Source organism: Anaerocolumna sp. MB42-C2, assembly GCF_030913705.1.
In the GTDB taxonomy this organism is placed as follows: domain Bacteria; phylum Bacillota; class Clostridia; order Lachnospirales; family Lachnospiraceae; genus Anaerocolumna.
Window position 1 is genome coordinate 3,174,120 of the sequence record NZ_CP133190.1, and the last position, 24,816, is coordinate 3,198,935.

The 24,816-nt window shown below is 39.3% G+C and carries 26 protein-coding genes; 1 reads left to right on the forward strand and 25 read right to left on the reverse strand.

Features of this window, described 5'->3' with window-relative positions; translation table 11 throughout:
* Window positions 1–265: 265 nt before the first annotated feature.
* The gene (locus tag RBU59_RS14000; protein ID WP_308148473.1) at window positions 266–1,045 is read right to left on the reverse strand and encodes a DeoR/GlpR family DNA-binding transcription regulator; all 780 of its coding nucleotides are present in this window, start codon (window positions 1,043–1,045) and stop codon (window positions 266–268) included.
* Between the two features lie 339 nt (window positions 1,046–1,384).
* On the opposite strand from RBU59_RS14000, the gene iolG reads away from it, so the two are divergent.
* Window positions 1,385–2,398, forward strand: coding sequence for an inositol 2-dehydrogenase (iolG, locus tag RBU59_RS14005; RefSeq protein WP_308148474.1), 1,014 nt, complete (start codon window positions 1,385–1,387; stop codon window positions 2,396–2,398).
* A gap of 192 nt (window positions 2,399–2,590) precedes the next feature.
* Here iolG and RBU59_RS14010 read toward each other — a convergent pair whose 3' ends face one another.
* The 24 genes from RBU59_RS14010 to RBU59_RS14125 form a co-directional block, all read right to left on the reverse strand.
* Window positions 2,591–3,271, reverse strand: a complete 681-nt coding sequence (locus RBU59_RS14010) for an MgtC/SapB family protein (RefSeq protein WP_308148475.1) — start codon at window positions 3,269–3,271, stop codon at window positions 2,591–2,593.
* A gap of 31 nt (window positions 3,272–3,302) precedes the next feature.
* Window positions 3,303–4,127, reverse strand: a complete 825-nt coding sequence (locus tag RBU59_RS14015; protein WP_308148476.1) for an MBL fold metallo-hydrolase — start codon at window positions 4,125–4,127, stop codon at window positions 3,303–3,305.
* A 43-nt stretch (window positions 4,128–4,170) separates the two neighbouring features.
* A complete protein-coding gene (locus RBU59_RS14020; RefSeq protein ID WP_308148477.1) occupies window positions 4,171–6,693 on the reverse strand; it encodes a hypothetical protein in 2,523 nt (840 codons plus the stop codon).
* A 39-nt stretch (window positions 6,694–6,732) separates the two neighbouring features.
* Window positions 6,733–7,389, reverse strand: coding sequence for a hypothetical protein (locus RBU59_RS14025; RefSeq protein WP_308148478.1), 657 nt, complete (start codon window positions 7,387–7,389; stop codon window positions 6,733–6,735).
* 176 nt (window positions 7,390–7,565) lie between these two features.
* Window positions 7,566–8,486, reverse strand: a complete 921-nt coding sequence (locus RBU59_RS14030; protein ID WP_308148479.1) for a helix-turn-helix domain-containing protein — start codon at window positions 8,484–8,486, stop codon at window positions 7,566–7,568.
* A gap of 130 nt (window positions 8,487–8,616) precedes the next feature.
* Window positions 8,617–9,165 (reverse strand): HAD family hydrolase, encoded by a 549-nt coding sequence (locus RBU59_RS14035; protein ID WP_308148480.1) that lies wholly within the window; start codon window positions 9,163–9,165, stop codon window positions 8,617–8,619.
* A 48-nt stretch (window positions 9,166–9,213) separates the two neighbouring features.
* Window positions 9,214–10,203: an ABC transporter ATP-binding protein gene (locus RBU59_RS14040; protein WP_308148481.1), complete on the reverse strand. Its 990-nt coding sequence runs from the start codon at window positions 10,201–10,203 to the stop codon at window positions 9,214–9,216.
* Window positions 10,204–10,216: 13 nt separating this feature from the next.
* Window positions 10,217–11,224: an ABC transporter ATP-binding protein gene (locus tag RBU59_RS14045; RefSeq protein WP_308148482.1), complete on the reverse strand. Its 1,008-nt coding sequence runs from the start codon at window positions 11,222–11,224 to the stop codon at window positions 10,217–10,219.
* 118 nt (window positions 11,225–11,342) lie between these two features.
* Window positions 11,343–12,536 (reverse strand): ABC transporter permease, encoded by a 1,194-nt coding sequence (locus RBU59_RS14050; protein WP_308148483.1) that lies wholly within the window; start codon window positions 12,534–12,536, stop codon window positions 11,343–11,345.
* Window positions 12,533–13,531 (reverse strand): ABC transporter permease, encoded by a 999-nt coding sequence (locus RBU59_RS14055; protein ID WP_308148484.1) that lies wholly within the window; start codon window positions 13,529–13,531, stop codon window positions 12,533–12,535. The genes RBU59_RS14050 and RBU59_RS14055 overlap by 4 nt, the downstream gene beginning before the upstream one ends.
* Window positions 13,532–13,688: 157 nt before the next feature.
* Entirely contained in the window at window positions 13,689–15,791 is a 2,103-nt protein-coding gene (locus RBU59_RS14060; RefSeq protein WP_308148485.1) for an ABC transporter substrate-binding protein, read from the reverse strand.
* 846 nt (window positions 15,792–16,637) lie between these two features.
* The gene (locus RBU59_RS14065; RefSeq protein WP_308148486.1) at window positions 16,638–17,729 is read right to left on the reverse strand and encodes a GntR family transcriptional regulator; all 1,092 of its coding nucleotides are present in this window, start codon (window positions 17,727–17,729) and stop codon (window positions 16,638–16,640) included.
* Between the two features lie 279 nt (window positions 17,730–18,008).
* Entirely contained in the window at window positions 18,009–18,869 is an 861-nt protein-coding gene (locus RBU59_RS14070) for an N-acetylmuramoyl-L-alanine amidase (RefSeq protein WP_308148487.1), read from the reverse strand.
* A 1-nt stretch (window position 18,870) separates the two neighbouring features.
* Window positions 18,871–19,146, reverse strand: a complete 276-nt coding sequence (locus RBU59_RS14075) for a phage holin family protein (protein WP_308148488.1) — start codon at window positions 19,144–19,146, stop codon at window positions 18,871–18,873.
* Window positions 19,147–19,203: 57 nt separating this feature from the next.
* Complete coding sequence (locus tag RBU59_RS14080) at window positions 19,204–19,515, reverse strand: hypothetical protein (protein ID WP_308148489.1); 312 nt, start codon at window positions 19,513–19,515, stop codon at window positions 19,204–19,206.
* A 53-nt stretch (window positions 19,516–19,568) separates the two neighbouring features.
* Window positions 19,569–19,703 carry an XkdX family protein gene (locus RBU59_RS14085; protein WP_308148490.1) on the reverse strand — a complete coding sequence of 45 codons (135 nt, stop codon included), beginning with the start codon at window positions 19,701–19,703 and terminating at the stop codon, window positions 19,569–19,571.
* Window positions 19,704–19,766: 63 nt separating this feature from the next.
* Window positions 19,767–19,898 carry an XkdX family protein gene (locus tag RBU59_RS14090; protein ID WP_308148491.1) on the reverse strand — a complete coding sequence of 44 codons (132 nt, stop codon included), beginning with the start codon at window positions 19,896–19,898 and terminating at the stop codon, window positions 19,767–19,769.
* 2 nt (window positions 19,899–19,900) lie between these two features.
* On the reverse strand, window positions 19,901–20,233 hold the full coding sequence (locus RBU59_RS14095; RefSeq protein WP_308148492.1) for a hypothetical protein: 333 nt from the start codon (window positions 20,231–20,233) through the stop codon (window positions 19,901–19,903).
* 18 nt (window positions 20,234–20,251) lie between these two features.
* Entirely contained in the window at window positions 20,252–21,112 is an 861-nt protein-coding gene (locus RBU59_RS14100; protein ID WP_308148493.1) for a glycine-rich domain-containing protein, read from the reverse strand.
* 11 nt (window positions 21,113–21,123) lie between these two features.
* Window positions 21,124–22,083 (reverse strand): pyocin knob domain-containing protein, encoded by a 960-nt coding sequence (locus RBU59_RS14105; RefSeq protein WP_308148494.1) that lies wholly within the window; start codon window positions 22,081–22,083, stop codon window positions 21,124–21,126.
* Between the two features lie 5 nt (window positions 22,084–22,088).
* On the reverse strand, window positions 22,089–22,703 hold the full coding sequence (locus RBU59_RS14110; RefSeq protein WP_308148495.1) for a YmfQ family protein: 615 nt from the start codon (window positions 22,701–22,703) through the stop codon (window positions 22,089–22,091).
* A gap of 1 nt (window position 22,704) precedes the next feature.
* Window positions 22,705–23,397, reverse strand: coding sequence for a phage tail protein (locus RBU59_RS14115; protein WP_308148496.1), 693 nt, complete (start codon window positions 23,395–23,397; stop codon window positions 22,705–22,707).
* A gap of 9 nt (window positions 23,398–23,406) precedes the next feature.
* Entirely contained in the window at window positions 23,407–24,426 is a 1,020-nt protein-coding gene (locus RBU59_RS14120) for a DUF2793 domain-containing protein (RefSeq protein ID WP_308148497.1), read from the reverse strand.
* Between the two features lie 12 nt (window positions 24,427–24,438).
* The gene (locus RBU59_RS14125; protein ID WP_308148498.1) at window positions 24,439–24,816 is read right to left on the reverse strand and encodes a phosphoglucomutase; all 378 of its coding nucleotides are present in this window, start codon (window positions 24,814–24,816) and stop codon (window positions 24,439–24,441) included.

Consider the following 24,816-nt stretch of genomic DNA (forward strand, 5'->3'; position numbering starts at 1 on the left):
CAGTGTTTTGGTCCTGGGATTCTCCGGTTTTAAGTGACAAAACACTTACAAAATCTTAATTATCAATAAAATCAATCTGGGGTTTTAACCGAAATGTCTAGAAAAAAGTTAAGAAATAAAATAGAATATAGAATAACTGCCGCAGATACTTCTGTGTATATACTAATAAATCGCAGCTATTCAGCACAACCGGTTGTGTGCTTTAGCTGCAGCAGTCAACAAGTTGTTTCTTATAATTGTTTTGATTGAATAGCCACAATCTATTTTATGCTTCTGTCTCAGTCTTAGCAAGGACCACTTCCACGTTCTTTCTCTCGCATAAACTAAGAAAGCCCTCGTCAGTATGATCATCCACAATAACTTTACTCATCTCTGTAATATTCGCATAAGTTAACATTGCACTTTTTCCGAATTTGGAAGAATCTATCAGCAAATAAACCTCATCACTGTTCTCTATTGCTGCTTTTTTAATCTCATATTCTAATGGTGAAGCATTCGTAACCATACCATTTTCAGTGATACCGGAAGATGCCATAAAAGCTTTTTTAATGTTATACTTTTCCAGGGTTCTTACCGTATCCGCCGATACGAAAGAATTGGTTTTTCGCTCTAAGGTTCCCGGCAGACTTATTACATTAACACCGGGAAGTAACACGGCCCGGTTGATAGCATTTAAATTATTGGTTAAAACCGTAACATTATTTAATTCCCCAAGATAATCGATTACATACATGGTTGTTGTTCCTGAATCAATATAAATAATATCTCCGTCTCTTACCAGAAGAGCTGCGGCTTTACCCACCGCTATTTTTCCCTGAATATTTTTTGACTGTCTTTCTTCAAAAGGGATAAGATTTCCTTTTTGATTGCTGCATACACCCCCGTATACTTTCCGGATGACACCTTTATTCACCAGCTGGGTAACGTCCAGCCGCACCGTATTCATAGATATGTCAAAAACACTGCGTAATTCCTCCATGGACACCAGATCATGTTCCATAATATATTGTTCCATCTGCTTAATGCGAAAAGATTTCATCCCCATTCGACTATCCTCCGTTAACTGATTTATCTTTACTAATATAATAATGCTTTCGCCATTCATTCACTGCGGTTTATAACAACACATGAATCGTACTTTTTATTTAACTACTAATAACACTACCTTATGTTTTCAATTTTATCAAGTATTTTCTGATTTACTAACAAAATTAATTATATATTATCATGTTTTTTTAATAAATCAATATATTTTGTAATCTTTTGCGTATATTTTTATTAAGTTTTAGTTGATGTTTTAGAAACTATGTGGTATAATCTTCTTATTCTTAACAAAAATGTTACAATTCAGCCTTATTAAATTCAAACGAAAGGATATGACATCATGTTAAATATCGGTATTATTGGTGCCGGAAGAATCGGCAAAGTTCATGCAGAAAGCATTACATATCATGTGAAAGAGGCACAGGTTGCTGCAATTGCAGATCCTTATATGAATGAGGCAACAAAAGAATGGGCCCAAAGCCTTGGAATTCCTAATGTCTATACCGACTATAAGGATATATTAATGGATAGCAGTATAGATGCCGTTTTAATTTGCTCCTCTACGGATACTCATGCGGATATTGCCATAGAAGCAATCAAAGCAAATAAACATGTCTTCTGTGAAAAACCAATCTCTCAGGATCTTTCTAAAATTAAAGCGGTTATGGATGTTTTGGCTGGTTCAAAAGTAAAATTCCAGGTTGGGTTTAACCGCAGATTTGACCATAACTTTGAAGCCGTAAGAAATGCCGTAACCGACGGAACAATCGGAGATGTACATATTGTTAAAGTGACTTCCAGGGATCCGGATGCACCGCCGATTGAATATGTAAAAGTGTCCGGGGGCATGTTTTTGGATATGACCATCCATGATTTTGATATGGTACGTTATTTAACTGCAAGTGATGTCATAGAAGTATATGCTAACGGAACTTCTTTAGTTAATCGGGCTATTAAGGATGCGGGCGATATTGATACGGCTATTATAACAATGAAATTGGCGAATGGAGCTCTTGCGGTTATTGACAACTCCCGTAAAGCCGATTATGGTTATGATCAGCGTGCGGAAGTATTTGGCTCTAAAGGACAGGTTGCCGTTACCAACGATTCCGGTTCTACCGCCGTAATCAGCACTGCTTCCGGAGTTACCGGAGAAAAACCTTTATACTTTTTTCTGGAACGTTATATGGCTTCTTTTTCAAAAGAAGTATCTTTATTTGTACAGGCAATTATTAATGATACCGAAGTTCCTGTGAATATCAACGACGGATTACAACCTGTACTTATTGCCAAAGCCGCTAAAAAGTCATTGGATGAGAACCGCCCGGTATTACTTAAGGAAATTGTTATGTAAGGTTACAAGTTATATAAATTTACTGTGAAAGTTAGTTAATCGAAGTATATCAATTAACTAAACCCAGCCTTAATTTGACCCCCCTATTTTTTTATATATTTTTTTATTACTGTTACTGGAGTATAAGCAGAAGACCTGTTATATTTGTATTGAAAACAATCTTTTCATATAAAATATAACAGGTCTTTTGTTTCAGACTTCTTCTATAAAACTGACTCCCTCGGCACAATTCAGCAGACTTAAAATGGTGGCGTGGGTTTGTTTTTTAGGAAGCCGCAGTGTAATTAAAATTGCTATTCCTATTTCATCGATTGCACCTGATCTGGCTATTTCCAAATCACTAACCCGGATATCACGTTCCTTAATATACTCAATAAATCTGCCCACATTGGAAAGTTTTTCGAATTCCACGTAAAGATTTAATACCTTAGTGTGAGCCATTACCCTCTCATCTACATTATGTAAAGCCGCCATAGCTACAAATATCATAATGCAGCCAATCAATGCACCGCTGTAATAACCAATACCAATTGCAAGTCCAATACAGGCCGCTGCCCATAAACCTGCTGCCGTTGTCAATCCTTTCACACGGTTATTTCCGGTTACTATTATGGTACCCGCCCCCAAAAAACCAATTCCGCTGATTACCTGGGCTCCCATTCGGGAGGGATCTACATTACTGTAGACCCGGCTGACATATTCATTTGTCATCATAACCAATGCAGCCCCTAAACATACCAGCATATAGGTCCGAAATCCGGCAGGCCTTTTTTTCCTGCCTCGTTCGATTCCAAGAATACCGCCGCATAACAAGGCCAACACCAATTTTAGTAAGGTATCAATTACATCAAGCTCAGTTAAGTTTTGCAGCATTTTATTACCCTCTTTCCATATGCTGTTCCCTTTAAAATTCAACCACCATACCGTCAAATGATACAAGAAAGCCGTATTTGTCCGCTTCCTCCGCCATTTTGTCAAATAACCAAAGACCGTTATGGGAAAAATGGTTAACGATCCACTTCGTGGTGTTATCTCCAAGGCCCAGTTCAATCAGACGGTGTTTTTCCTTTGCCGCATCAATAAGTCCCATGTGGTTTTTTCCATCTTCTTCACTTTGTGTTGTACAATCTAAGCTTACCAGATCAAAATGTGTTTTATTTGCTTTTAAGTACTCTATCGTCGGTTCCGGAAAGGCACCGGTATCGTGGGCATACAATATAGTTTTACCACTTTGGCTGATTTGGTAAAATAAGCATTCTTCTCTTCTGTCATGAAGCGCAAGAAGAGGCATAACCGTATAATCTTTTACTCTGATTGGACAAAACGGCTTAGCATCATAAAAACAAAACTTCGATTCCGCCATATCAGCATCCAAAACCTCATTCCATAATTTTTCTTTCACTTTACTGTTTCCGTATATGTGAAAGGTATTAGGGCGGTTATGAGCAAAAGGCTCCCTTAAAAGTTCCAGATCAGCCGGATTAAAATGATCCGAATGGCTGTGTGTCACCAGAAGATGATCTACCCTCTCAAGATTCAGCCCATAAACCAGGCAGTGCATGTTGGTATCCGGCGGCAAATCAATTAATAAATCATCATTAACCAGGGCTTGTGACCTGGTTCTTATGTTTTTACCTTTCAATTCTCTGGCGGTCTTGCAAAGACTGCAGTTGCAAAATAACCCGGGCCAGCCCTCCCCTGCCGCGGTACCGTAATAAGTTAGTTTCATATGACGTTCCTTTCTTACTTAATTTAACCGGCATGGAAAACACTTAATTTCTAGAAAGCAGAAAAGAATAAATGCCGTAAGATTTTACTGTAAAGGTATATTCACCTGTATTTTTTTCTCCGGTTACCCTGTTATACAAATCTATTGGTGTAATGACGTATCCGTTTAAGACAATCTTTCTGACAGCCTCTTCTCCCATAAGATCTTTTAACCTTATTACAATACCGTCAGCATCTTCTCTTGCATTAATCAACTGCATGTGCTCCGGTAATTTTAAATCTTCCGTTGTCAGAGTGTTTCCCGTAATCTCTGCACCCATCTTTAACATTGCTGCTTTTTCTAAATTACATTTTTCCTTTTCCTGATCGAATCCGTAAAGAATATAACGATAACATAAATCGCCGCCGGTCCATTGGGGAAAATTGGTTCCCCACATATTATTAAATAAGTTGAAGTAAAGAACAGGGTCATCCGGAGCTTTATATTCTTTTCTAAATTCATAGACTCCAGTACTTCCAATCGCAGTTAAGGGCGAATCCATCGGTATTACACAAACTCCGTTATTATCATCGGATGCGGATATGTAATTCTCCAGGCTGTAAAAAACATGATTTGCATTCTCTTCAATGTCCTTTTCGGGATTTAATACTGCATTAGGTTTATTTACACGGTACCGGCAGCCCTTCTCAGGTATTGGAATCATAAAAGAACCGGATTCTATAAAGGGAGTCTCCTGTTTATCTTTCAGTCTTAAAGTTACAAATAATTCATCCCCGGCAGGCGGCAGCGTTATCTCTAGTTTAATCTCTTTTGCATCCCCGAATTCTTCTGCACTTTCGGTATTAATATAATGAAACACCAGGGTATTCTGCTCAACCGTAAAGAATTGATAAACCGGATAAAAGGTTTTATGATCGCATTCCGGATAGGCTTCTCTTCCGTAATCCTGAATCCCCCAGGCAGAAAAACGGTATGCATATTCACGCAGAAACTGCGTCACCTCTTCTATTCCGTAACGGTCATATCGGTATGCAAAAACAGATTCGTTTTTTTGCTGCTTTAACAAAACAGTTTTTAGTTTTTTATCATATACTTCAGATATCTTGCCGGTAATTTCAGAGAATGTAAGGCTATATCTGTGGTTTTCAACCACAGTGACAGAGCCGTCCTTTTTTATACACAGACCGGCTGAATTCGTAGCATATTTATTAACAGTAATCGGAGCGGTTACAAATGGTCTTAGATTTTTTACATAAAATGCCCACTCGCCGTTAATTTTGGTAACAGGAAGTTTCTCGCAGTTCATTTCCAGAGAATACTCTGTAAAATCCTTATCTATATCTTTTGCAATAACCCAGCCGGTAAAATCACAACCTCCCGGATTAAAAACCGATAACTGTCCGGACTCCTTGTTCTCTATTAATGATTTAATTTCACCTAACGTTATATTACAAATATTCGCCCTGTCTCTTTGTTCCTTCCATGAGGTTTCCATAAACTGATAGTTTTCATTCTCTTTTGCTTTCAGGAAATCACTCTTTTGGTATACCCGTTCTGGTCCCAGCCAGGTTTTTACATCTGCTCCCCAGGTATGTTCTTCAAAAAGACCGACATTCTCATAATATTGATTCTGAAGCTCAGCAATCTTACTCTTATTACCCAAGGAAGAATTCAATAACTGTTTCGCATAAATTGCCTGCAGTCTTTTGTTTCTTTCCCTGTCTTCCCGTATCATACCCACTTCTTTCGGATAAGAACCGACTCCGTGAATCCAGGTATCACCAAGGTCTTTTGTTATAGTTGGAATTTTACTTAAATCACACTTTGAAAGTTCATAATAAAAAGCATCCATGGTCCCGCATACTATTTTGGCATCCGGGTATTTACTTCGTACTTTCTCTGCCAGTTTTTCAATAACAGAAGCAGATTGCGGACCACTGTTATCATTGGTTTGCATCAAAGCCATCCATACCGGATAATCCCAGTCCTTTGGAGGGAACAGAGAAGTTCCGTATCCGCCTTTACTGTACATGGTAAGGAGTTTTTCTCCGCTTTTCGCCTGCCAGTTAAATAGAAACGGAACCTTGGGAGGAGTTGCAAATTCATTACAGCCTAAATGCAAAAATTTAACACCCGCTCCGCTTAATATTGCCGGCAGCATAATACTATGCCCCGGAACATCCGTCATTTTTGCCGAAACTACATATGGTTTATGATATGCTTCCGATAATTCTTTTCCAAACCTCAGGGTTTCTATATATTCCTCCGCGCTGCAAAAATCCGTATGGGAAGTAAATGGTAAGGCGTGCCAAACTATCTGTCCCTGTTCAATTAACCGATCCAGTTCTTTCTTTAAATCTTCCCTGCACCTCTTTGTAATCACCTTTAGAGGCCAGGACGGCATGGTCCAGACATATTTAAGTGCTCCCATATGTTCCGTAGCATTGCAGGTAGCAATTACTTCTTCTAACATGGAATTGGAATACTTATCAATTACCTTGGAAGATAAATCCGTAAATCCAATGTCAAAATGAGTTTTAAATACAAGAATAAATTTTTTTACCATAGAAACCTCCGTTTTTCTGTTCTTTACTTCTTTTGTCTATTACAGGCCCAAATTTTTTAAGAGTTTATTGACTCTTTCTGGTATGAGCCGGTACAGTTCTTCCCAGGTTACAATTAAATCTTCTTCATAATTTGCAGGATAAAAAGATAGACTGGGTTCAAAGGAATAATGCTCCCTGATATAACTGCATACCTTATAATCTATATAGGAATCTTTCCGGATCATCCCCTTAAACAGGTCCGCTGCCAAAAGGCCGTCAACTCCCGCAAGTATATTACAGACCTCCTTATAATCGCTGAATAACCGAAACAGATCTCCTTCCGGAAGAAGAGCATGTTTACCGGGCTGTACATAAACAGGTATATGTGTATCCTCCTCCAATATCTTTTTATATTGGTAGCAATTCAGGTAAGATCCATGGGCACTTGCCTCACCATTCATAACCTTGCCATCATAATCTACATAAACCCAGAAATGTTCCAAATCATACATGTGCTGGATATCATAATCGTAATAAAGCTGGTATTCCACAACAAAATCCGTTGTTTTATCATCTATCCGGATATCCCGATTAAACGACGGACTTTTGCCGGAACTGCGAAATAGACTGTAACCGATCTGGTCTATGGTAAATGGTTCGTTTTTGTCAAAATAAAGATGCGGAGCATACTTTAAAGCTATTTCTCTGTCAGTCATTCTATTCCTCCATATATAAATCTTAATAGACAATTGCAAAACTCAAAATCTGCACTTATATTCCATGCAATTCATACAATTTCAGAGATGTATCATACCCCTAGGGGGCAACTGAAGCTATACAATTCATATGAATTGTATGGAATATTTAAATAACTATATTGTTTCGAAATCACCTATCCCTCCATCTGTTTACTAGAGAATTTTCTTTCCAGTTCCGGAGGTGGTAATTGATATGCAAACAACTCCAATTCTATCGGACAGTTCCGGTACTTCGTTGGTGTAAGTCCTGTAAGCCGTTTAAATTCTTTTGCAAAGTAAAATTGATTGATATATCCAGTAGCTTCTGCAATTTCAGATATGGACTGGCCCGTATCTCTTAGTCTGATACAGGCTTTCCCGATCCGGTAGTTTATAATGTATTGCTTGGGAGAAATATTTAATGTGTCGTTGAATATCCTGTATAAATGTTTCCGCGTAATACCTAAGCGGTTCGCCACTTCATCCACTGTTATGTTTCTGGAATAATTTCTTTCAATAAAGTCAACCGCCTTAATTGCAAAATAATCCGAACAGTCACTGTAATCATCCAGAGGTTTTGTAGGGTTCTTATCCAGGAGGTAAGCAAATATGTCATAGAGGATGGACGCCATCTTACAATACCGGTTTGGCAGTCTATGAGCTTTCATATAAAGCCGGTTAATATTCTCACCGATGCTGCCGGTATCCCTGTCATCAATTACTGGTCTGTTAACAGTAATATTAGCACGGTTTAAATACTCTTCCACCAGGTATCCCGAAAATTTAATCCAGGTTACATTTAAAGCATCCTCCCCGATATTTCTTAAATTATAGGCAACATTAGAAAATGCCACATAACCCTGTGAAGCGGCAAGCTTCACGGTTATATGGTCATTTTCCAGCAACGCAATACCACTGTTAATATAAACGAGGGTAAACATATCCGGATTCATGATCGGAAAATAATCTTCACAACTTATATCAAAATTACCACAATGATAGATATTTAAAGTCAGATTCAAATGGGATCTGTCACTGATAAATATATTAGCGTTTTTAATAAACTCTCCATTCATATTTCACCTATTGTTTGGGGTTGTTGAATATTCAAAACTATTTGAATTATGCAATATTCCCAATCCTTCCGTTAATACCCTTAACTGATACAACTGCAATCGCTCCTTAAACATTGCTTCACATTGGATTCTAATGCTGTTTTAATATTTTTTTATTATGTACCTGAAGCTCTAACTGTTCAATTAATCCATAAAGTTCCCGGGGTGAAGAAATGACATAATCCGGTATTTCTTCCTCCGTTTCCGGCTGCATAACATATCGCGGACTGTAACTTAATAAAATAGAAGTAATACCCATCCTGTTTGCACCAAGAATATCTCTTTTTATATTGTTGCCTATCATGACAATTCTTTCCTTATCATTCTCTTTCAATCCTAAGGATTTCATTGCATGATGGAACATAACTTCAGATGGTTTTTCATGCTTTAACTCACCGGAAATAGCTTTTGCCGAAAAACAATAATCCAAACCGTTTTCTCTGTATATGTTATCAAAGGAAGCTTTTGTCCCATCTGCTACTAATGCTATAGTGTATCCGCTTTCATACAGCTTAGCCAGGGTCTCTCCCGCTCCATCTATTAATTCCGAATGGATGACCGTACCGGTTTCATCCCGGACCTCTGTGGATTCGTCTATTAATGTATCGCCGCTGTCAATAAATATAACTAATTCTTTCATTCTGTTATTAACCCGCAACAAAAAGTGCTTCTTAAGTAGATAATTAACTTAATGTACGATACCCTGCAAATGTAACTCATTTGCCCGTTGGCACGCCACAAAATGCTCCGGCTCCTTTTCTATAAATTCAACCTCATCTGTTTTACATTTATCGATGCAATATTTACACCGAGTATGGAAAAAGCATCCCGATGGCGGATTAGCCGGATTCGGTATCTCACCCTGAAGAGGAATCCTCTCCATAGCTACTGTCGGGTCAGCTATAGGAACCGCAGATAATAGTGCTTCCGTATAAGGATGGAAAGGGGTTTTAAACAAATCCTCTGAAGAAGCATATTCCACCATTTTTCCGAGATACATAACACCAACCTTATCCGATATATGTTCAATAACGGATAAATCATGACTGATAAACAGGTAAGTCAGGTGGAGCTCCTCCTGTAAATCACGAAGCAGATTAACTACCTGTGCCTGAACGGATACGTCCAGAGCGGACACCGCCTCATCACATACTATCAAACGGGGATAAAGTACGAGAGCTCTTGCGATTCCGATTCTCTGTCTTTGTCCGCCGGAAAATGCATGGGGATAACGTTTTAAATAGCTGGGATTTAATCCAACCTTTTCCGCTATGGTTTTTACCCTTTCTTCAATTTCTTTCGCAGACATCTTAAAGTTCGCCTTAAGGGGTTCTGATATAATATCATAAACAGTCATTCTCGGGTCCAGAGAAGAAAACGGATCCTGAAAGATCATCTGGATCTCTTTTCGAATAGATTTCATGGTTTTTTTATCTATTTTCTGAATATCATATTCCTGACCGTTCTTTGCAAGATATAACACATCACCTGCGGTTGCCTGAATGGCACGTACGATGCAGCGGCCCAGGGTAGTTTTGCCGCAGCCGGATTCCCCTACAATACCCACCGTTTCGCCTCTTTTCACTTCAAAACTTACGTTATTTACAGCTTTTACGTTAACCTTTTTTGAGGAGAATGTTTTGCTCATTTCCTTTACTTTTAATATGGTTTCCGGCATTCTTGGTCCCTCCTTATTCCATTTTATCAGGTGTTGTGGCAGGATCTAAATAACAGGCGGCAAAATGACCCTTTTCCACTTCCCTTAAACACGGCTCCAGACCGGCACATTTACTTTCATCCCGCAAAGTACATCGCTCATAGAATCCGCAACGGTTACTTAAATTCATGGCAAGAGGTACAGTTCCCTCTATGGAGAAGAGACGGTTGTGCCCTCCGCCGATTTTATGTACGGACCCTAATAACCCTTTTGTATATGGGTGTAACGGATTCTTAAAGATATCATATACCGGTGCCACTTCCACAATTCTTCCAAGATACATAACCGCTACCCGGTCACACATTTTAGCAACCGTTCCCAGATCATGGGTTATATACAAAATAGCCATTTTATATTCTTGCTGAAGCTGCTTCATTAATTCTAATATCTGTGCCTGAATGGTTACATCCAGTGCTGTGGTAGGTTCATCCGCTATTAACAATTTCGGGTTACATACTAATGCCATTGCTATAAGAGCTCTTTGCAGCATACCGCCGGAAAACTCATGGGGATATTGGTTAAACCGTTTTTCTGAATTGGCGATCCCAACCCGTTTCATAGCTTCTATAGTGATTTCTTTTGCCTGTTTTTTATCTTTTGTTATATGAAGACGTACATTTTCCGAAATTTGGTGGCCGATGGTAAACAGGGGCGAAAAAGAACTCATTGGCTCCTGAAAAATCATGGAAATACTTTTGCCCCTGATATTTCGAATCTCTGACCCTCCAAATTTTAATTCCAGCAGGTTAACGGTTTTTCCGTCAATATTAAAATTAATCTTACCGGTAGTAATGCATTTCTTACCGTTGATTCCCATAATTGCCTTACTGGTTAAACTCTTGCCGCAGCCGGATTCCCCTACAAGCCCCAGGGTTTCATTTTCGCGTACCTCAAAACCCACCCCACGAACCGGTGTTAAGATTCCCTCATCCAGTTTTATCTTTATATTTAGATCCTCAACGAATACCACATTATTATCCATAATACACCCATTGTATAACACATCTGCCGGCAGATGTGTTACTGCCATATATAAAAAGCGCGAAAGAATATATATGGCATACCTTTCTCTAATTAAACTTTATCACGCTAGCTCCCACTTACTTATATGGATCTGCTGCGTCACGCAGACCGTCACCTAAAAAGTTAAATGCTAAAACCGCAACCACAACATATAAAACCGGTATGAGTTTCCAGGGACAGTTCGCAATATTGCTGACACTCTGGCATTCCTGAAGCAAAACACCCCAGCTGGTAGCCGGAGAACGCATTCCTAACCCTAAGAAACTCATTGAGGTTTCTCCCAGAATCATCCCAGGTATGCCTAATGTCAGGCTTACGATCAAATAACTCATAAAACCCGGTACCAGGTGTTTTATAATTATTTTAAAGTCAGAAACACCCGCTAATTTCGCTGCCATAACATAATCTTCTTTTTTAAGGGACAAAAATTTGCTTCGAACCGTTCTTGCCAGACTGGGCCAGGCAAGCAGTGACATAATTACTGTAATAAAGATGTAAACCTTTGTTACGGAGATTCCCGGAGGAATCGCTGCCGATAACGCCATCCACAGCGGAAGGGTAGGAAACGAACAGATTACTTCAATAATTCTTTGCACAACGATATCTACAGCTCCGCCATAGTAACCGGATAAACCACCGATAATGATGGCCAGTATAAAAGACAGCATTGTACCGATTAATGGCACCGTCAGAGAAATCTGGCTGCCTATTAGTATTCTGGAAAAGACGTCACGCCCTAATTTATCTGCACCAAATACCATAAGTGTTACCGGATCCTTGCCGGCAGGAAGTTTTGTATTATCAATGCCAAATAAATGACGGTTTGCCTTTATAAATCCAAGGAATTTATAAGGGGTCCCTTTTATAAAAAATTTCACCGGATAAATCTGCTCTTTATTTTCAACAAATGTTTTATTCTGAAATTTATCAAAAATAATATCATAATGATAAACATAAGGTCCCACAAAATTGCCGTTATGTACAAAATGCAGTTTACTTGGCGGAGCATTGGAATACGTGGCAGAATAATCTTCCAGACCCTGTGGGGCAATAAAATTAGCAAAGATAGCTCCCATATATAAAATAAATAATAAGATAAAGCTGATTACCGCAAGTTTATGCCGGACCAGTTTTCTCATCATTAACTGCCATTGAGAGGACATATAATATTTTTCCTGCTTTGCTCTTCTTTTTTCCAGCTTTTTAAGTTCTTTTTCTTCGAAAGAAGTCTTATTCAGAGCCAAGCGGATTGATTCTTTTTCCTGCTTCATTGTTTACTCTCCTCCAGATATTTAATCCTTGGATCCAAGACTGCAAGCAGCAAGTCAGAAATCAGCGTACCTATAACAACCAATATGGCTGAAATCAACAGCATACCCCCGGATAAATAGACATCCTGGGACTGCAGTGCTTTTAATAATATCGGTCCTTGCGTAGGAAGCATCAGTACGATCGCTGTAATAGTTGAGCCATTAAATATTCCTGAAATCATGGGACCCAATCCGCTGACTACCGGATTTAATACGGCGCGCATTTCATATTTGTAAGTCAGTGTTTTTTCACTTACTCCTTTTGCCCTGGTACATAATACATAAGGAGACTCCTGCTCGTCTAGCATCTGGGCTCTGATGCTCCTGATCAGTCCGCAGGTTCCGGACATACTGATAACAATGACAGGAATAATTAACTTGGATAAGAACTCCCGGAAAGAATCCCAGGAATGGATACCTCCTTCCGGAAATAAACCCATTAAGGGCTTACCGGTTATTTTAAATGAGATATACATTAAGACGATTGCCAATAAAAAGCTTGGCACCGCCATTCCAATAAACCCGATAAAAGTAAATAAATAATCGCTGATCTGATACTGGTGTTTCGCCGCATGAATAGCAATGGGAATCGCAACCAGATAGGTAACTACTAAAGTTATAATGGATATCATTAACGTAGCGCCCAGTGTTTCACCGATTTTAACTAATACATCCTGTTTATAATAATAGGAAACACCCCAGTCGCCTGTGGCAATCCCTTTTAACCAGCGCCCATATTGCATTAAAAATGGCTGGTTTGTATGATACATTTCCTTTAAATTCGCTACATCCGCCTGGGTGACCGTCTCTCCCTGTGCTATCATACCATTTACGATATTATCAACAAAATCACCGGGCGGAAGTTGGATTACAAAAAATACTACGAAAGTTATCATTAATAAGGTGAAAAAGGCTAATATTAACCTCTTTATTATATATTTCAGTTTGTCATTCATTTCGCACCACTCTCCTACCCTTCTGCCTTAAGTTAAAACTATTAGCGGCTGCCCCAAAAGCATAGTTTCAAAACCTTGACCGGAATATAGTTTGTTTTCTAAATTGCGCCAGTCGAGGGATTGAGCAGCTACAGCAGCCACTAATATATCAGCTATATTATTTTTGATTAGACAGGTATAACTGTTCCGGACGAATCATACTTGCGAACCTGTATTCATCAGCATAAACAATATCAGACGGAAAGTTCTTCACATTATTATTGACGATCCAGTTCATCGGCAAAGGTGCCAGGAAGCCGATTACCCATTGATTCTTTTTATGAAGTTGATAAATCTTATTAACATTATCTTCTACCACCTGTTCCCTGTCAGGCCCGGTTGCTGATTTGATTGTATCATAAGCTTTAATCAGTTCCATCATATCACCGGCTGGTTCAATTCCGCCATTAGCTGTTGATTTACCATCTTCATACCATTTACCATAGGCACCGTACCAGCAGTTAAAGTTACGCATCGGCACTACTGCATCCGGACGAACAGCTGGTGAGGTTACGCTTAGAGTTTCAAATTTAGCTTCTATATCATTTACCAGGATTGACTGAGCGATATTGGCATCTACCTTATCGGAGATTTTAATTCCAGTTGCTTTATAAGCAGATTGGAGTAAAGCTACATAATCACCTTCCACGGAAGGATCCTGGATGGAGATTACAATTTCAAGATCCTTATTCGTTCCTTTCATTTTACGGTAGGTACCCTCGGCTTTGTTCCAAGGTTCCGTAATTTCATCCAACAGGCTGTTAGCCTTATCTGTATCAAATTCTGTCCACTGAGTCTGCCATTCTCCGTCAAAACCATTTACACCTTGCGGAACAGAGGCTTGTGCCGGTTTTGATTGACCATTCATCAAAGTAGAGTTCATAAGGTTCCTGTCCACAGCGATGGAAAGCGCCTGTCGGAAACGGATATCCTGGAATAAGGTCCGCTTATCCGAATCTTTCACAGACTGGCAGAGGGAAAGGGATGGCGCTGAGCACCAGTCCGGTCTTACCCATTGTACCGGGGTATGTGTTGTCTGCGTTGCAGAGGTAACTACTGAGAAATCATTTGGTTCAACGGTTGAAACATCAATTTCTCCCGCAGTCTGTTTTAATACAATTTGATCAGCGTCATTAATAATTTCAAATTTTATACTGTCAAGGTACGGTAACTGGCGGCCTTCGCTGTCTGTCTTCCAGAAATACGGATTTCTGACAAGTTCATAGGTCTGACCCACTGTATTCCAGTTGTCTTTTACTGCTATAAAGCTTCTTAGCTGGGGAACAATTGCATAATCCCAGTTATAATAGCCGATATCTTTACCCATTGTGCTATAATCGGTCCATTCCTTGCCAAAATCTTTATTGGCACCTGCAATAGCCTGTTCCTCTGTGATAAGGGGAAATGTCGGGTCATCTGATACACCGTCTTTGCGGGCAACATATTTTACATAAAAATGTTTCGGTAAAAACATCCATTTATTATCCACTGCTACCGCTACCGGGAAATCAGGTTTCGGAGCCGCAAAAGTGACTGTAAATTTATAGTCGTCCACTTTATCAAATTTTGCCCAATAACTTTTGCCGTCCTTAGAGACCTGATAACAGTTATAGGGTTTTGATGTATATGCCGGATAATAACCCTCTGCATCTACGGCTACCGCAGTACGGTCAGGGTTTAAAGCCGGTGTTGAAATATGGTCATAATAGAACATAATATCATCTGCCGTAAAAGGTTCTCCATCGGACCACTTCATCCCTTTACGAAGTTCAATGGTCCATACGGTTGCATCCTCATTAGGTGAAAAATCTTTACATACATTTGCTTCAACCTGTCCGGAGCCGTCCTGTTTAAAGCGGAACATACTTTCCTCGGTCCAAGGGCCCCAACCCCAATGTCCCTGGTCATTTGCTGTGCTTGTAATACTTCCGCCATATTGGCCAAGTGATTTTACATCCGGTTCCACCATAACATCTTCTGCTGACGGTATACGGTCTTCCAGTTTCGAAAGGGTACCGGCTGCGACCTGTTCCGCCAGCATCGGTGCCTCTTTTTCTTTGGTATCCACAGAAGCCTCGGACTCCTTAGTCCCTGTGCTTTCTGTAGTAACACCGGCAGAAGAAGTTTTACTGTCTTTGCCGTCTGATGACGAATTGCTGCAGCCTGACAGCATTCCTAGAATAAGTACTACTGTTAAAATGAGAGATACTGCTTTTTTCATTATTCTCCTCCTTGTTATTATGTGACAATCTGCATAGGGTTTTATGCAGTTGCTGGTATGAGCCTCATTTTGTGAAACCATATGCTTTTAAAATTTGAATATATATTTTTGAATACATCCCATATAACAAACTTCTAAAAACTCACTGCATTTTTTGTGCAATATAGCTATAGTTTCATGAAAACGTCACACACAATTGTGCTTATTGCTCAATTTGTAACGTCATAATAACAAATCTGAGAATTATTGTAAATGTGTAAACAGAATTATTATATATACTTTTGTTCCCAATTGTTAGTTGCTGTCCCAAATTGCAGCTGAATGCAACTATTACTTGCACAAGTAAGATATACTACTATGCAAAAAATAGACAGGTTCGATTATTTCTTATTATTTCAAGGACGAAAATATAAATATATATAATCAATATAATATATCAATATATTTTACTATATAAATTGATACTATCATATTGAAATATCTTTGTAAAGTTTTTAATATCATAAGTATTTTTAACCATGTTTTTATATAGTTTTATTATATTTTTACTTGTTTTTTATTAACTTTATGGTTAGTTTGTTTAATAATTTGGTATTATTATAATTAATTATATAAATATAATTAATTATACTTTATATTGAAATTAATTATAACCATTCCAAAAACTGACAGAAATTACATTAATAATGAAAACTTTTGTGATTTTTATATGTGAATATTTTCAACAAGCTCTTTCCCTCAGTAATAATAAAAAGCTTTAATAGGAAATGCTGCTTCCTATCAAAGCTTTAAATTTATATTTATTGAACTTAATTTTAATATTATTTTATAATGGTATCCTTTTGCTTATTCAGATCCTTTTTGTACTTTTAATATAGCTGGTACTAAGATATCTTTATTCATACCTGTTCCGTTTATCTGAGCTGTTAACAGTTTTACTATTTCATCAGCCATTTCTATTTCATTTTGTTTCATGTGTGGAATTTCTAAATCTTCGGGGCCATCAACACAGCAAATCTGAATCTCTTTGCCTGCCTTTATAGGAATTCGCCTTGACGCTTCCATAAATGCAGATACCAGACTATATTCCGTACAGACAATCCCATGGATTTTACCTTTTAACTGAGTTAAATAAGCCACAGCCTTTTCAATGTTTTCTTCCCCCGCAGAATGATTATAAATTTCCAGATCAAACTTCAGCTCACATTCCGGCAGGACTTCCATAGAAAACTCATTGGCAGCCTCATAAAATCCACTTTTCCTCTCCTGTAATGAGGAAGTTCCAACAATTTCAGATGAAGCAAAGCCTAATTTCCTGCAGCCCTGTTCCCATAGATATTTCACCAGAGTTTTTATAGCCTGTTTATTATCAGTACGTACAGAGGGTACTGAAATTCCCTCCATCTTTTTATCAATTACCACTACAGGGAACCCCTCTAAGATTAACTTTAAAATTCTCGGGTTATAATAAACACCATGGCATGGCATTACAATTAGACCTTCTATCCCGGAATCCAATAAGAAATCAATCTCTTCCGTTTCTTTCTCACTGCTGTAATAAGAAAAACGGGTAATCATCTTATAACCGCTTTCTTCCAGGGAACGGTCCAGCTTATAAAGCAGATCCAAACCAAAAGAACTTGAAACATGTTCCATTACAAGACCTATCTTTTTCACGGTGGGTATGTTACTTTCTTTCTCCTCTTCTTCATTGTTAAGAGTACGTCCTTTTACAAAAGTACCTACTCCGGGTATCCTTTGTAATAAGCCTTCCTCCTTTAGCATGCTAAGAGCTTTTTTGACGGTAATCATACTAACTCCGAACCTGGTTTTAAGTTCTTCTTCCGACGGAATCCGGTCTCCATCCCGAAAGAAACCCTGATCGATTTTTTTCTTCAGGTCATCATAAATATTCATATATAAAAAACTATTCTTCATTAATAGAGTACCTCATTAATAATATTTAATATACATAATAATATTATTATACCTCGGCGCAAATGATTTGAAAAGGAATTTTATGCTTTTAGGTTAAGGGTAACCGTGCCGAGTATCGTCAACTCAGCACAGAAGTCCAACAGCACAAAGCGGTTTATAGGTTACTTCATGTAGAAACCGGGAGACAGGCAGTGCGTTTTAGTTAATTAAAAGAGAGACAATTATACAATCTCCGTTACTGCCTGCCACGCTCACCATCAAACACGGATCTGCCTTAACTCAGAACTTTGACAATGCTTTTATGGTACCACCAGAGACGGACCAGCCATCTTCTTTACCATCCTGCTTCCAGCCGCGTGATTCCCAGAGCATTAATACTGCTATTCGTGTTTTTGTATCATAAATACCATCCACGGTTAACGGAATATAAGTTTCTCCGTGTAAAGCTTTGTTTAATTTATTCTGTAACCATTTAATATCTTCTTTAGAAGAAGTTCGTGTGACAGTTCTCTTAGGTTCCGGAAAATCCTCTATATAAGTGATCCCAAAAAAGTTACAGATACCCCTGCAGGTGGCTTCTGCATCCGCCTTCTGAAAATTCATATCAAGCATGGACTTTGCTTCCGTAAGGTTATCCATAAAACCGGATTCTGTAAGTATTGCAGGCATAATCGTATTATGTAAGACTGCTATATTAATACAGGACTGAAGGATATCCGTCTTAACACCCCGGTCATTCCTTTTATGGGCCTTTACTAATTCCTCTTGAACTGATTTGGCCAGTCGTTTGCTGCCAGTCCCTGCATATTGGGAGATAATGGTCTCTATTCCATTTGCACTGCCCCATTTACCCGTAGAGGCATTATAATGTTTGGAGACAAAGATATCCGCTTTAGCAGTATTAGCAGCTCTCCAACGGTTAGTCAGGGGCACATCTGTAATTCCGGGGCTGACATTAATCGTGTTAAACCCGCACCGGTTAAGTGCTTTAATTAAATATTCTGCTGTAGGCTTATTAAATTCTTTTTCATGAATGCTTTCACCTTTCTTTTTGCCAAACCAGTCCTCCGGTATGGGCGGTGTCCTCTTACCTGCTGTTTCCATACCATGTCCGCTGTCTACAGCTACCAAATACGGCATATTAAACCACCTTCTTTTCCCCTCTGTTAATCAGATTTCTCATCGCTTCATAAAGTCCTGTACTGGCAAGTCCGCTTATCATTCCACCCAGAATAATTGTAGCATTGATCTGTGGAAAATTCACGATTATATTGATGCCTGTACCAATTATCAACATAATTACTGGAATGTATTTATTACCAATAAAATCCAGGCTTGTTTTGATTACATAGCCGATACATAAGCAGATTCCTAAAACAACCACGTTAATATAGTCATTTAAAAATGTTAAATCCATATTATATTCCCTTCTTTCGTTTATTGATTCAGCTTGTGAATAATTGTTTCGTTATATTTATTGCAGTCCAATTTCAGTTGCTATAAAACCTATAAAAACAGTTATTAAACCAGCCAATGCAATCCATTTAAACTTATCCCATTTATCAGCCTCTTTATTTTCAAGTTTAGCCAATCTCTGGATCGTTTCATTTAAGTCCGCTCTCATATATTTGGTTTCTACAGCAAGTTCTTTGATAGCCCCAATTAAATTATTGTTTTCTTTCAGTATGGTATCTATTTCATCAATTCTTTTCGTATTGGATTTCGCTCGTTCTTCTACCTTGGTCAAAGAGATCTCCATACTTCTTAGTTTTTCCTCTAATGCCATCTGTAAAATCCCTCCCTAATTAAACAGGAGGGATTACTCCCTCCATGATTATTTTACTCTATGTAAGTCTCTCCGGTGATTTCATGGTATTGTTCCGGTGTAATAACTCCTTTAGCAACCGCTGTTTTAACCATTTTTAAGCTCCATAGTTTTCTGTCGTAATTTTTTTTAATCGTTTCATATGTCATAAGATTATCTCCTTTCTTTCATGGATAATAGATAGGCGTTTGCGAAACCTCCCTCCATGTTTTTTATTCTGTATATGTATCTCCGGTAATCTCTTTATACTGCTTAGGTGTTATCCATCCATTGGAAACAGCTTTTGCAAGTCCTTGTTCTGATAATTTATCCGATGTATACAGCCTTAATAATGTATTATACAATGTTATCCCTCCAAACTTGTTAAAATTAACATGTCTATGGTATCTTGTTGCTCAGCCATTTTCTTTTCTAATTCTTCTGTTTTTAGCTTTGCTAGATTTGCTTCTTCGTCAGCTGTAAGGATTTTACACACTTCTGTTTTGCCGTCCTCCTCATAAAATATATTGTTTATATGTTTACATCCGATGCTTAGCGGATATTGCGTAGTATCAACTGCATATGCATCATCCCCATACTGTACCCTTGCTATTTGATTAGCCGTTTCGTAGTTATCACAAACGATAATATTCTGTATTGTTTCTTCATTGATTAAGCTAAATATTTGATTACACCACATACTATTTTCTTCCTTTCTTTAACCTTGTGCAGCCCAACGGACAATAACAATTCCAGAACCTCCAGAGCCACCATTTCCAGAACCAGCACCGCCACCACCTGAACCAGTGTTTGCGATACCAGGTGATGCATTAGCTATCTTATTTGCACCATTTCCTCCGCCTCCAGCACCACCTATACCAGGCGTACCATCAGCGCATCCTCCTCCGCCGCCACCAGCGTAAAGCGTATTTGAACTCTCAGCAAATGCCCTCGTAGTAGTACCTTGTCCCGTACCACCATTTATAAATGTATGATAAGCAGTATCATATCCAGTTCCACCTTTCCCACCATTGGTGCCGCCAGAACCACCATAATCATAAACATCTTGACTATATCCACCATTACCTGCACCGCCGCCACCAGATCCACCATTACCTCCTGGTCCGGCGTAACTTGGGCCTCTAGCTCCTCCGGATACAGATACATTACCAAATGAGGTAGTTCCGCCATTTGTAGATGCTGTTACTGGATATGCAATCCCACCCGCACCGCCTGCGCCAATGGTTACTGTTATCTGTTGACCTGGTGTAACATTATAATTTTTTAGTGTATTGGTATATCCAGAGCCACCGCCACCACCATTGTTACTTCCACCTCCACCGCCTCCACCTACAACAAAAACGTCAATATTGGTAAGTCCGTCAGGAACAGTCCAAATTTGTGTTGATGTAAAAATTATTTGTCCGGTAGGTATGATACTTTGCCAGACTAATCTTGCTACGCCATTTATCCCTATATAAGCCTTCTTAACTTTTCTGGCTACACCACCAACACCTATATATATCTTCTTAACTTTTCTAGCTGCTCCGTTAATACCAACATAAACTCCCTTAGACATAGCAACACCCCCTATTCATACATATAATACACATTGCCCTCAGCCAATTCAGTTACACCGGGTGTCATATCATAATTACCATAGAGCGGTGTTATCGCTCTCCAACTATTCCATGTAAAACTATTTGAAGTTCTAATATACATTACGTTACCTGCGTTTAGACCAATAGCCAATTGTGCTCCAAATCCATCATTATTATAATGTCTAAAATATTGTATATAAAACCAATTCCAACTTAGCCCGATGGATGATGCTACTGATTCAGTTATTTGCGTGACATACGGATAGCCAAAATTGGGATCATTTATTATCGAACTATCGCGTGGTAGTACACGAACTGTACCCGCTATGCCATTAAGATCTGAGCCTGTAATTAATATTGGTGAAGCGCCAGATAGTTGTGTCCATGCTGACCATGCATCGGTATTTACCTTATTCCTTATGTATGACACGCCAGCATCTACATTATATGCGATTTGCCAGATCCAGTTCGAACTGCCATTATATGTATCACTATAAGGTCCAACGATAACATCACATACACCATAAGAGCAAGGTGCCCCAGTGGTACCTGTAGCAAAGCCATACCTACCTGCTTTATATGTAGTGTCTAGGTTAGACGTAGCAATGGTTGCTGCATATACAAAGTCTGTTGCATGCTTACCATCTACTGTATCTGCATTACCGCCGTTAGCTGGAAGAGAACTTGGCAATCCGGTAATCATAGATGCCGGATGCGTGCTTGGATGAACATAATTATTCGCTTTCTCAGCAATGCCAGCTAGTTTGTTTTTCTCCGTTGCCGTATAATCGTTACTGGATAAACCCTTTCCGGATACTTTCTCCACCTTGTTATCGTTTACTTTCTTAATTTCTGCATCAATGATATCCATATTTCCATTAATATCATCAATATTAACTACATCCGTCTGCTCTGGTTTATTTAAGCTATAGTTTGATGTTTGTAGCATACGTATCACTCTCCTTCATAAATTCTTAATTCTCCCCAGGATTTTTCTCTATTATCACCCCAAGTCATTTTAAGCTGATTCCATACTGTGTAAGTGTATTTAAACCTATAGGTAAGATGAGCAGGTTTGATTTCCTCCAGGGCATTTATGAGACCCGACATATTCTGTGGTATCCCTTTTACACCCACAAACTGCACTACAAATTGATAATCAGCCGGATACTCAATAATATTTACCTCTCCACCGGAAAAGGCCATGGCTACATTTTTTATCATTTCTTTTGTAGTCGTTCCGGAACCTCTAAGCTTCGCCATGAGAATCTCTCTACGGCGCTCGTAGGATTTGCTTTTATCCGTTTGCAGTCCGAATACCTTTTCCCATCGTTCTAGTCCCCAGGTTGCAGTAGTTATGAAACACTGCTCTAAAATATTCTGGACGTTATAGATCGCCCCTCCTACTTCGTAACCCAGTACTGTCTGTAAATCTTTTATTTCCTTTATGTTCTGATAAAAGTCCGGGAGGTAAGGCATGAGGTCAACGAAATGATCTTGTGATCCGGATTCGTCCTTAGGGGTATTGCCATAAATAGCCTGTCCGTATAAATCATTTCCGTACTGCATATCATTCTCCTTTCATCTGGCCCCAAGTAAGCGGGCCAACAAAAGCGTTGGCTGCTATGGCCTGTTTTACTCTGAGGGGTGTCATATATGTGGAGCCGGAAGTACCGGCTTCTGCTTCAGCCTGAGTAGCTACACCGTAATTAGCAACACTTCCTAAACCTACATCGCTTTTTGTAGTACCGTGTGGATTTGTTCCGGATCCCGGATGGACGTATTTGTTTGCCCCGTTCTCCACCCCGTCAAGCTTTGCCTTATCAGCCGCACTCATAAGCCCGTTTGTAGAAGTTGTTACTGGTAAGTAGGTAGTATTATTATCTGCTCCCCATACAGCCGTACCATCTGCACTCCATCTTAATATCTGACCGGAAGCTCCTCCGGATGGGACGTGCTTATTTCCGGAAGTCGTTGGATGAGTGTACACGGTATCCGTAAATTTTGCATTCGCCGGTACATCACTTAGTACCGTATGGCCATTTACCTTTTCCGCTGCATCCACGATTCCATCATTATCTGTATCATAGATGGATTTCAACATGTCCCCTGCTGTTTGTGCCGCCACAAGAAGAACATTGCCCGTTGATGTACCTATGTATAATTTTTGGGTATCTGTACAAAATCCTAATTCCCCGGACTTCAGAGTGCCTATGTTCATTTCAAGTCCATACATGATCTGTATTAATACTTTTCTCGCCATACGTCCTCCTTAAAATGTACCTCCGGAAATTACAGAAACGGTCAGTTTATTATCTGCATCGTATATGATACTTTCACCATCAATGTTAGCCTCAATTCCGGTACTATTTACAACGATACCCTTACCTGCTTTTGCTGATACCGTATCTGCAGCTACCATTATTCCATTACCGGCTCCGACATTTAATGTCACTGTGTCCGCCTGGCCGCCACCGGTTAGACCATTCCCAGCAGTGATTGTCTGTAAGGCACCGCCAGTACGTACCCAGGCACTACCATTCCAGCTATAAACTTTCTGTTCATCATCAACATAACACGTCCACCCGATTTGCGGAGTATAAAAAACCCATGTGGATCCATTCCACTCAGCAATTTTTCCGGTTTGACTGGCCCATGCTCCGGATGCACTGGCCGGAATAATATACCGGTCACTGTTCGCCGGTGAACCTGGGGGAGCTGCCAGATTCTGATCTTTCACCGATGCCTGTGGCTCAATATTATGCTTGGCCAATTCTATTTCATTCTGAATTTTCTGAGCGCTCCATAGGTCTGTAACAGTGGTGCCGGAATCGTTAATTAATCTGTGTTTGGATGCATCGTCAACGTGAGCCTTAATCTCAGCAGCCGTCTTCGTATTCGTGCCATCGGATACTTTATTAACATGTCCGCTTGACAGATCTGCCTTTAAAACTCTTGCATAAGTAGTACCGTCTGCCACATCGTCCAGGCTGCCGGTCATTTCGCTTAATTTCTGTGCATTTATCCGTACCCAGGCTGATCCGGAATCATAATAAAGGTATCCCATGTTATTCCCGGATGTAACATAATAAAGCCGCCCCTGGTTTCCGGCATTTGGCCTGGCCGCCTCGGTACCGCTTAAGGCTCTGCCGACAAAGTAATTATTTGTTCCATCACCGATAAAAACCTCTCTGGTATCGGTGCAAAATCCCATTTCGCCAGATTGTAAACTGACGGCACCAAGGCTGGCTTTTAAACCTTGATAGATTGTAATAAGCTGTTTTCTTGCCATATCTGCTCCTTTCTAAAATGTACCTCCATCTATGTGACCGGTTAATTGATAGGTTTCAAAATCCTCTCTCATAACCTCATTAGCTTCCTGCAGGTGATTAATATCCTCTGCCTCCACGGTATCCCCTGGCGTCTCATAGGTAATATAAATTTTATCAGCATCTGTTACTACCTTAATGTAGGTCTTCCAGGGTGTTTCCGCCGGTACAGAGGGGATCACATTTGTAATCTCATCCCCGGTGAGCCTTGAACCTGTATATACCTTAAGTGTTTCCCTGTTGACATTGTCATGTTCAAGGAAGCCCTCGTACTTACCATTATTTATAAGCTGCTCTTCCTCAATAACATAAACACTGCTATCCTGTTTTTTATTCAACTTTACTGTAAACAA

Bases quoted from the DNA above. Each gene is read 5' to 3' on its own strand.
- RBU59_RS14000 (WP_308148473.1), bottom strand. From the start codon at position 1,045: ATGGGGATGAAATCTTTTCGCATTAAGCAGATGGAACAATATATTATG.
- iolG (WP_308148474.1), top strand. From the start codon at position 1,385: ATGTTAAATATCGGTATTATTGGTGCCGGAAGAATCGGCAAAGTTCAT.
- RBU59_RS14010 (WP_308148475.1), bottom strand. From the start codon at position 3,271: ATGCTGCAAAACTTAACTGAGCTTGATGTAATTGATACCTTACTAAAA.
- RBU59_RS14015 (WP_308148476.1), bottom strand. From the start codon at position 4,127: ATGAAACTAACTTATTACGGTACCGCGGCAGGGGAGGGCTGGCCCGGG.
- RBU59_RS14020 (WP_308148477.1), bottom strand. From the start codon at position 6,693: ATGGTAAAAAAATTTATTCTTGTATTTAAAACTCATTTTGACATTGGA.
- RBU59_RS14025 (WP_308148478.1), bottom strand. From the start codon at position 7,389: ATGACTGACAGAGAAATAGCTTTAAAGTATGCTCCGCATCTTTATTTT.
- RBU59_RS14030 (WP_308148479.1), bottom strand. From the start codon at position 8,486: ATGAATGGAGAGTTTATTAAAAACGCTAATATATTTATCAGTGACAGA.
- RBU59_RS14035 (WP_308148480.1), bottom strand. From the start codon at position 9,165: ATGAAAGAATTAGTTATATTTATTGACAGCGGCGATACATTAATAGAC.
- RBU59_RS14040 (WP_308148481.1), bottom strand. From the start codon at position 10,203: ATGCCGGAAACCATATTAAAAGTAAAGGAAATGAGCAAAACATTCTCC.
- RBU59_RS14045 (WP_308148482.1), bottom strand. From the start codon at position 11,224: ATGGATAATAATGTGGTATTCGTTGAGGATCTAAATATAAAGATAAAA.
- RBU59_RS14050 (WP_308148483.1), bottom strand. From the start codon at position 12,536: ATGAAGCAGGAAAAAGAATCAATCCGCTTGGCTCTGAATAAGACTTCT.
- RBU59_RS14055 (WP_308148484.1), bottom strand. From the start codon at position 13,531: ATGAATGACAAACTGAAATATATAATAAAGAGGTTAATATTAGCCTTT.
- RBU59_RS14060 (WP_308148485.1), bottom strand. From the start codon at position 15,791: ATGAAAAAAGCAGTATCTCTCATTTTAACAGTAGTACTTATTCTAGGA.
- RBU59_RS14065 (WP_308148486.1), bottom strand. From the start codon at position 17,729: ATGAAGAATAGTTTTTTATATATGAATATTTATGATGACCTGAAGAAA.
- RBU59_RS14070 (WP_308148487.1), bottom strand. From the start codon at position 18,869: ATGCCGTATTTGGTAGCTGTAGACAGCGGACATGGTATGGAAACAGCA.
- RBU59_RS14075 (WP_308148488.1), bottom strand. From the start codon at position 19,146: ATGGATTTAACATTTTTAAATGACTATATTAACGTGGTTGTTTTAGGA.
- RBU59_RS14080 (WP_308148489.1), bottom strand. From the start codon at position 19,515: ATGGCATTAGAGGAAAAACTAAGAAGTATGGAGATCTCTTTGACCAAG.
- RBU59_RS14085 (WP_308148490.1), bottom strand. From the start codon at position 19,703: ATGACATATGAAACGATTAAAAAAAATTACGACAGAAAACTATGGAGC.
- RBU59_RS14095 (WP_308148492.1), bottom strand. From the start codon at position 20,233: ATGTGGTGTAATCAAATATTTAGCTTAATCAATGAAGAAACAATACAG.
- RBU59_RS14100 (WP_308148493.1), bottom strand. From the start codon at position 21,112: ATGTCTAAGGGAGTTTATGTTGGTATTAACGGAGCAGCTAGAAAAGTT.
- RBU59_RS14105 (WP_308148494.1), bottom strand. From the start codon at position 22,083: ATGCTACAAACATCAAACTATAGCTTAAATAAACCAGAGCAGACGGAT.
- RBU59_RS14110 (WP_308148495.1), bottom strand. From the start codon at position 22,703: ATGCAGTACGGAAATGATTTATACGGACAGGCTATTTATGGCAATACC.
- RBU59_RS14115 (WP_308148496.1), bottom strand. From the start codon at position 23,397: ATGGCGAGAAAAGTATTAATACAGATCATGTATGGACTTGAAATGAAC.
- RBU59_RS14120 (WP_308148497.1), bottom strand. From the start codon at position 24,426: ATGGCAAGAAAACAGCTTATTACAATCTATCAAGGTTTAAAAGCCAGC.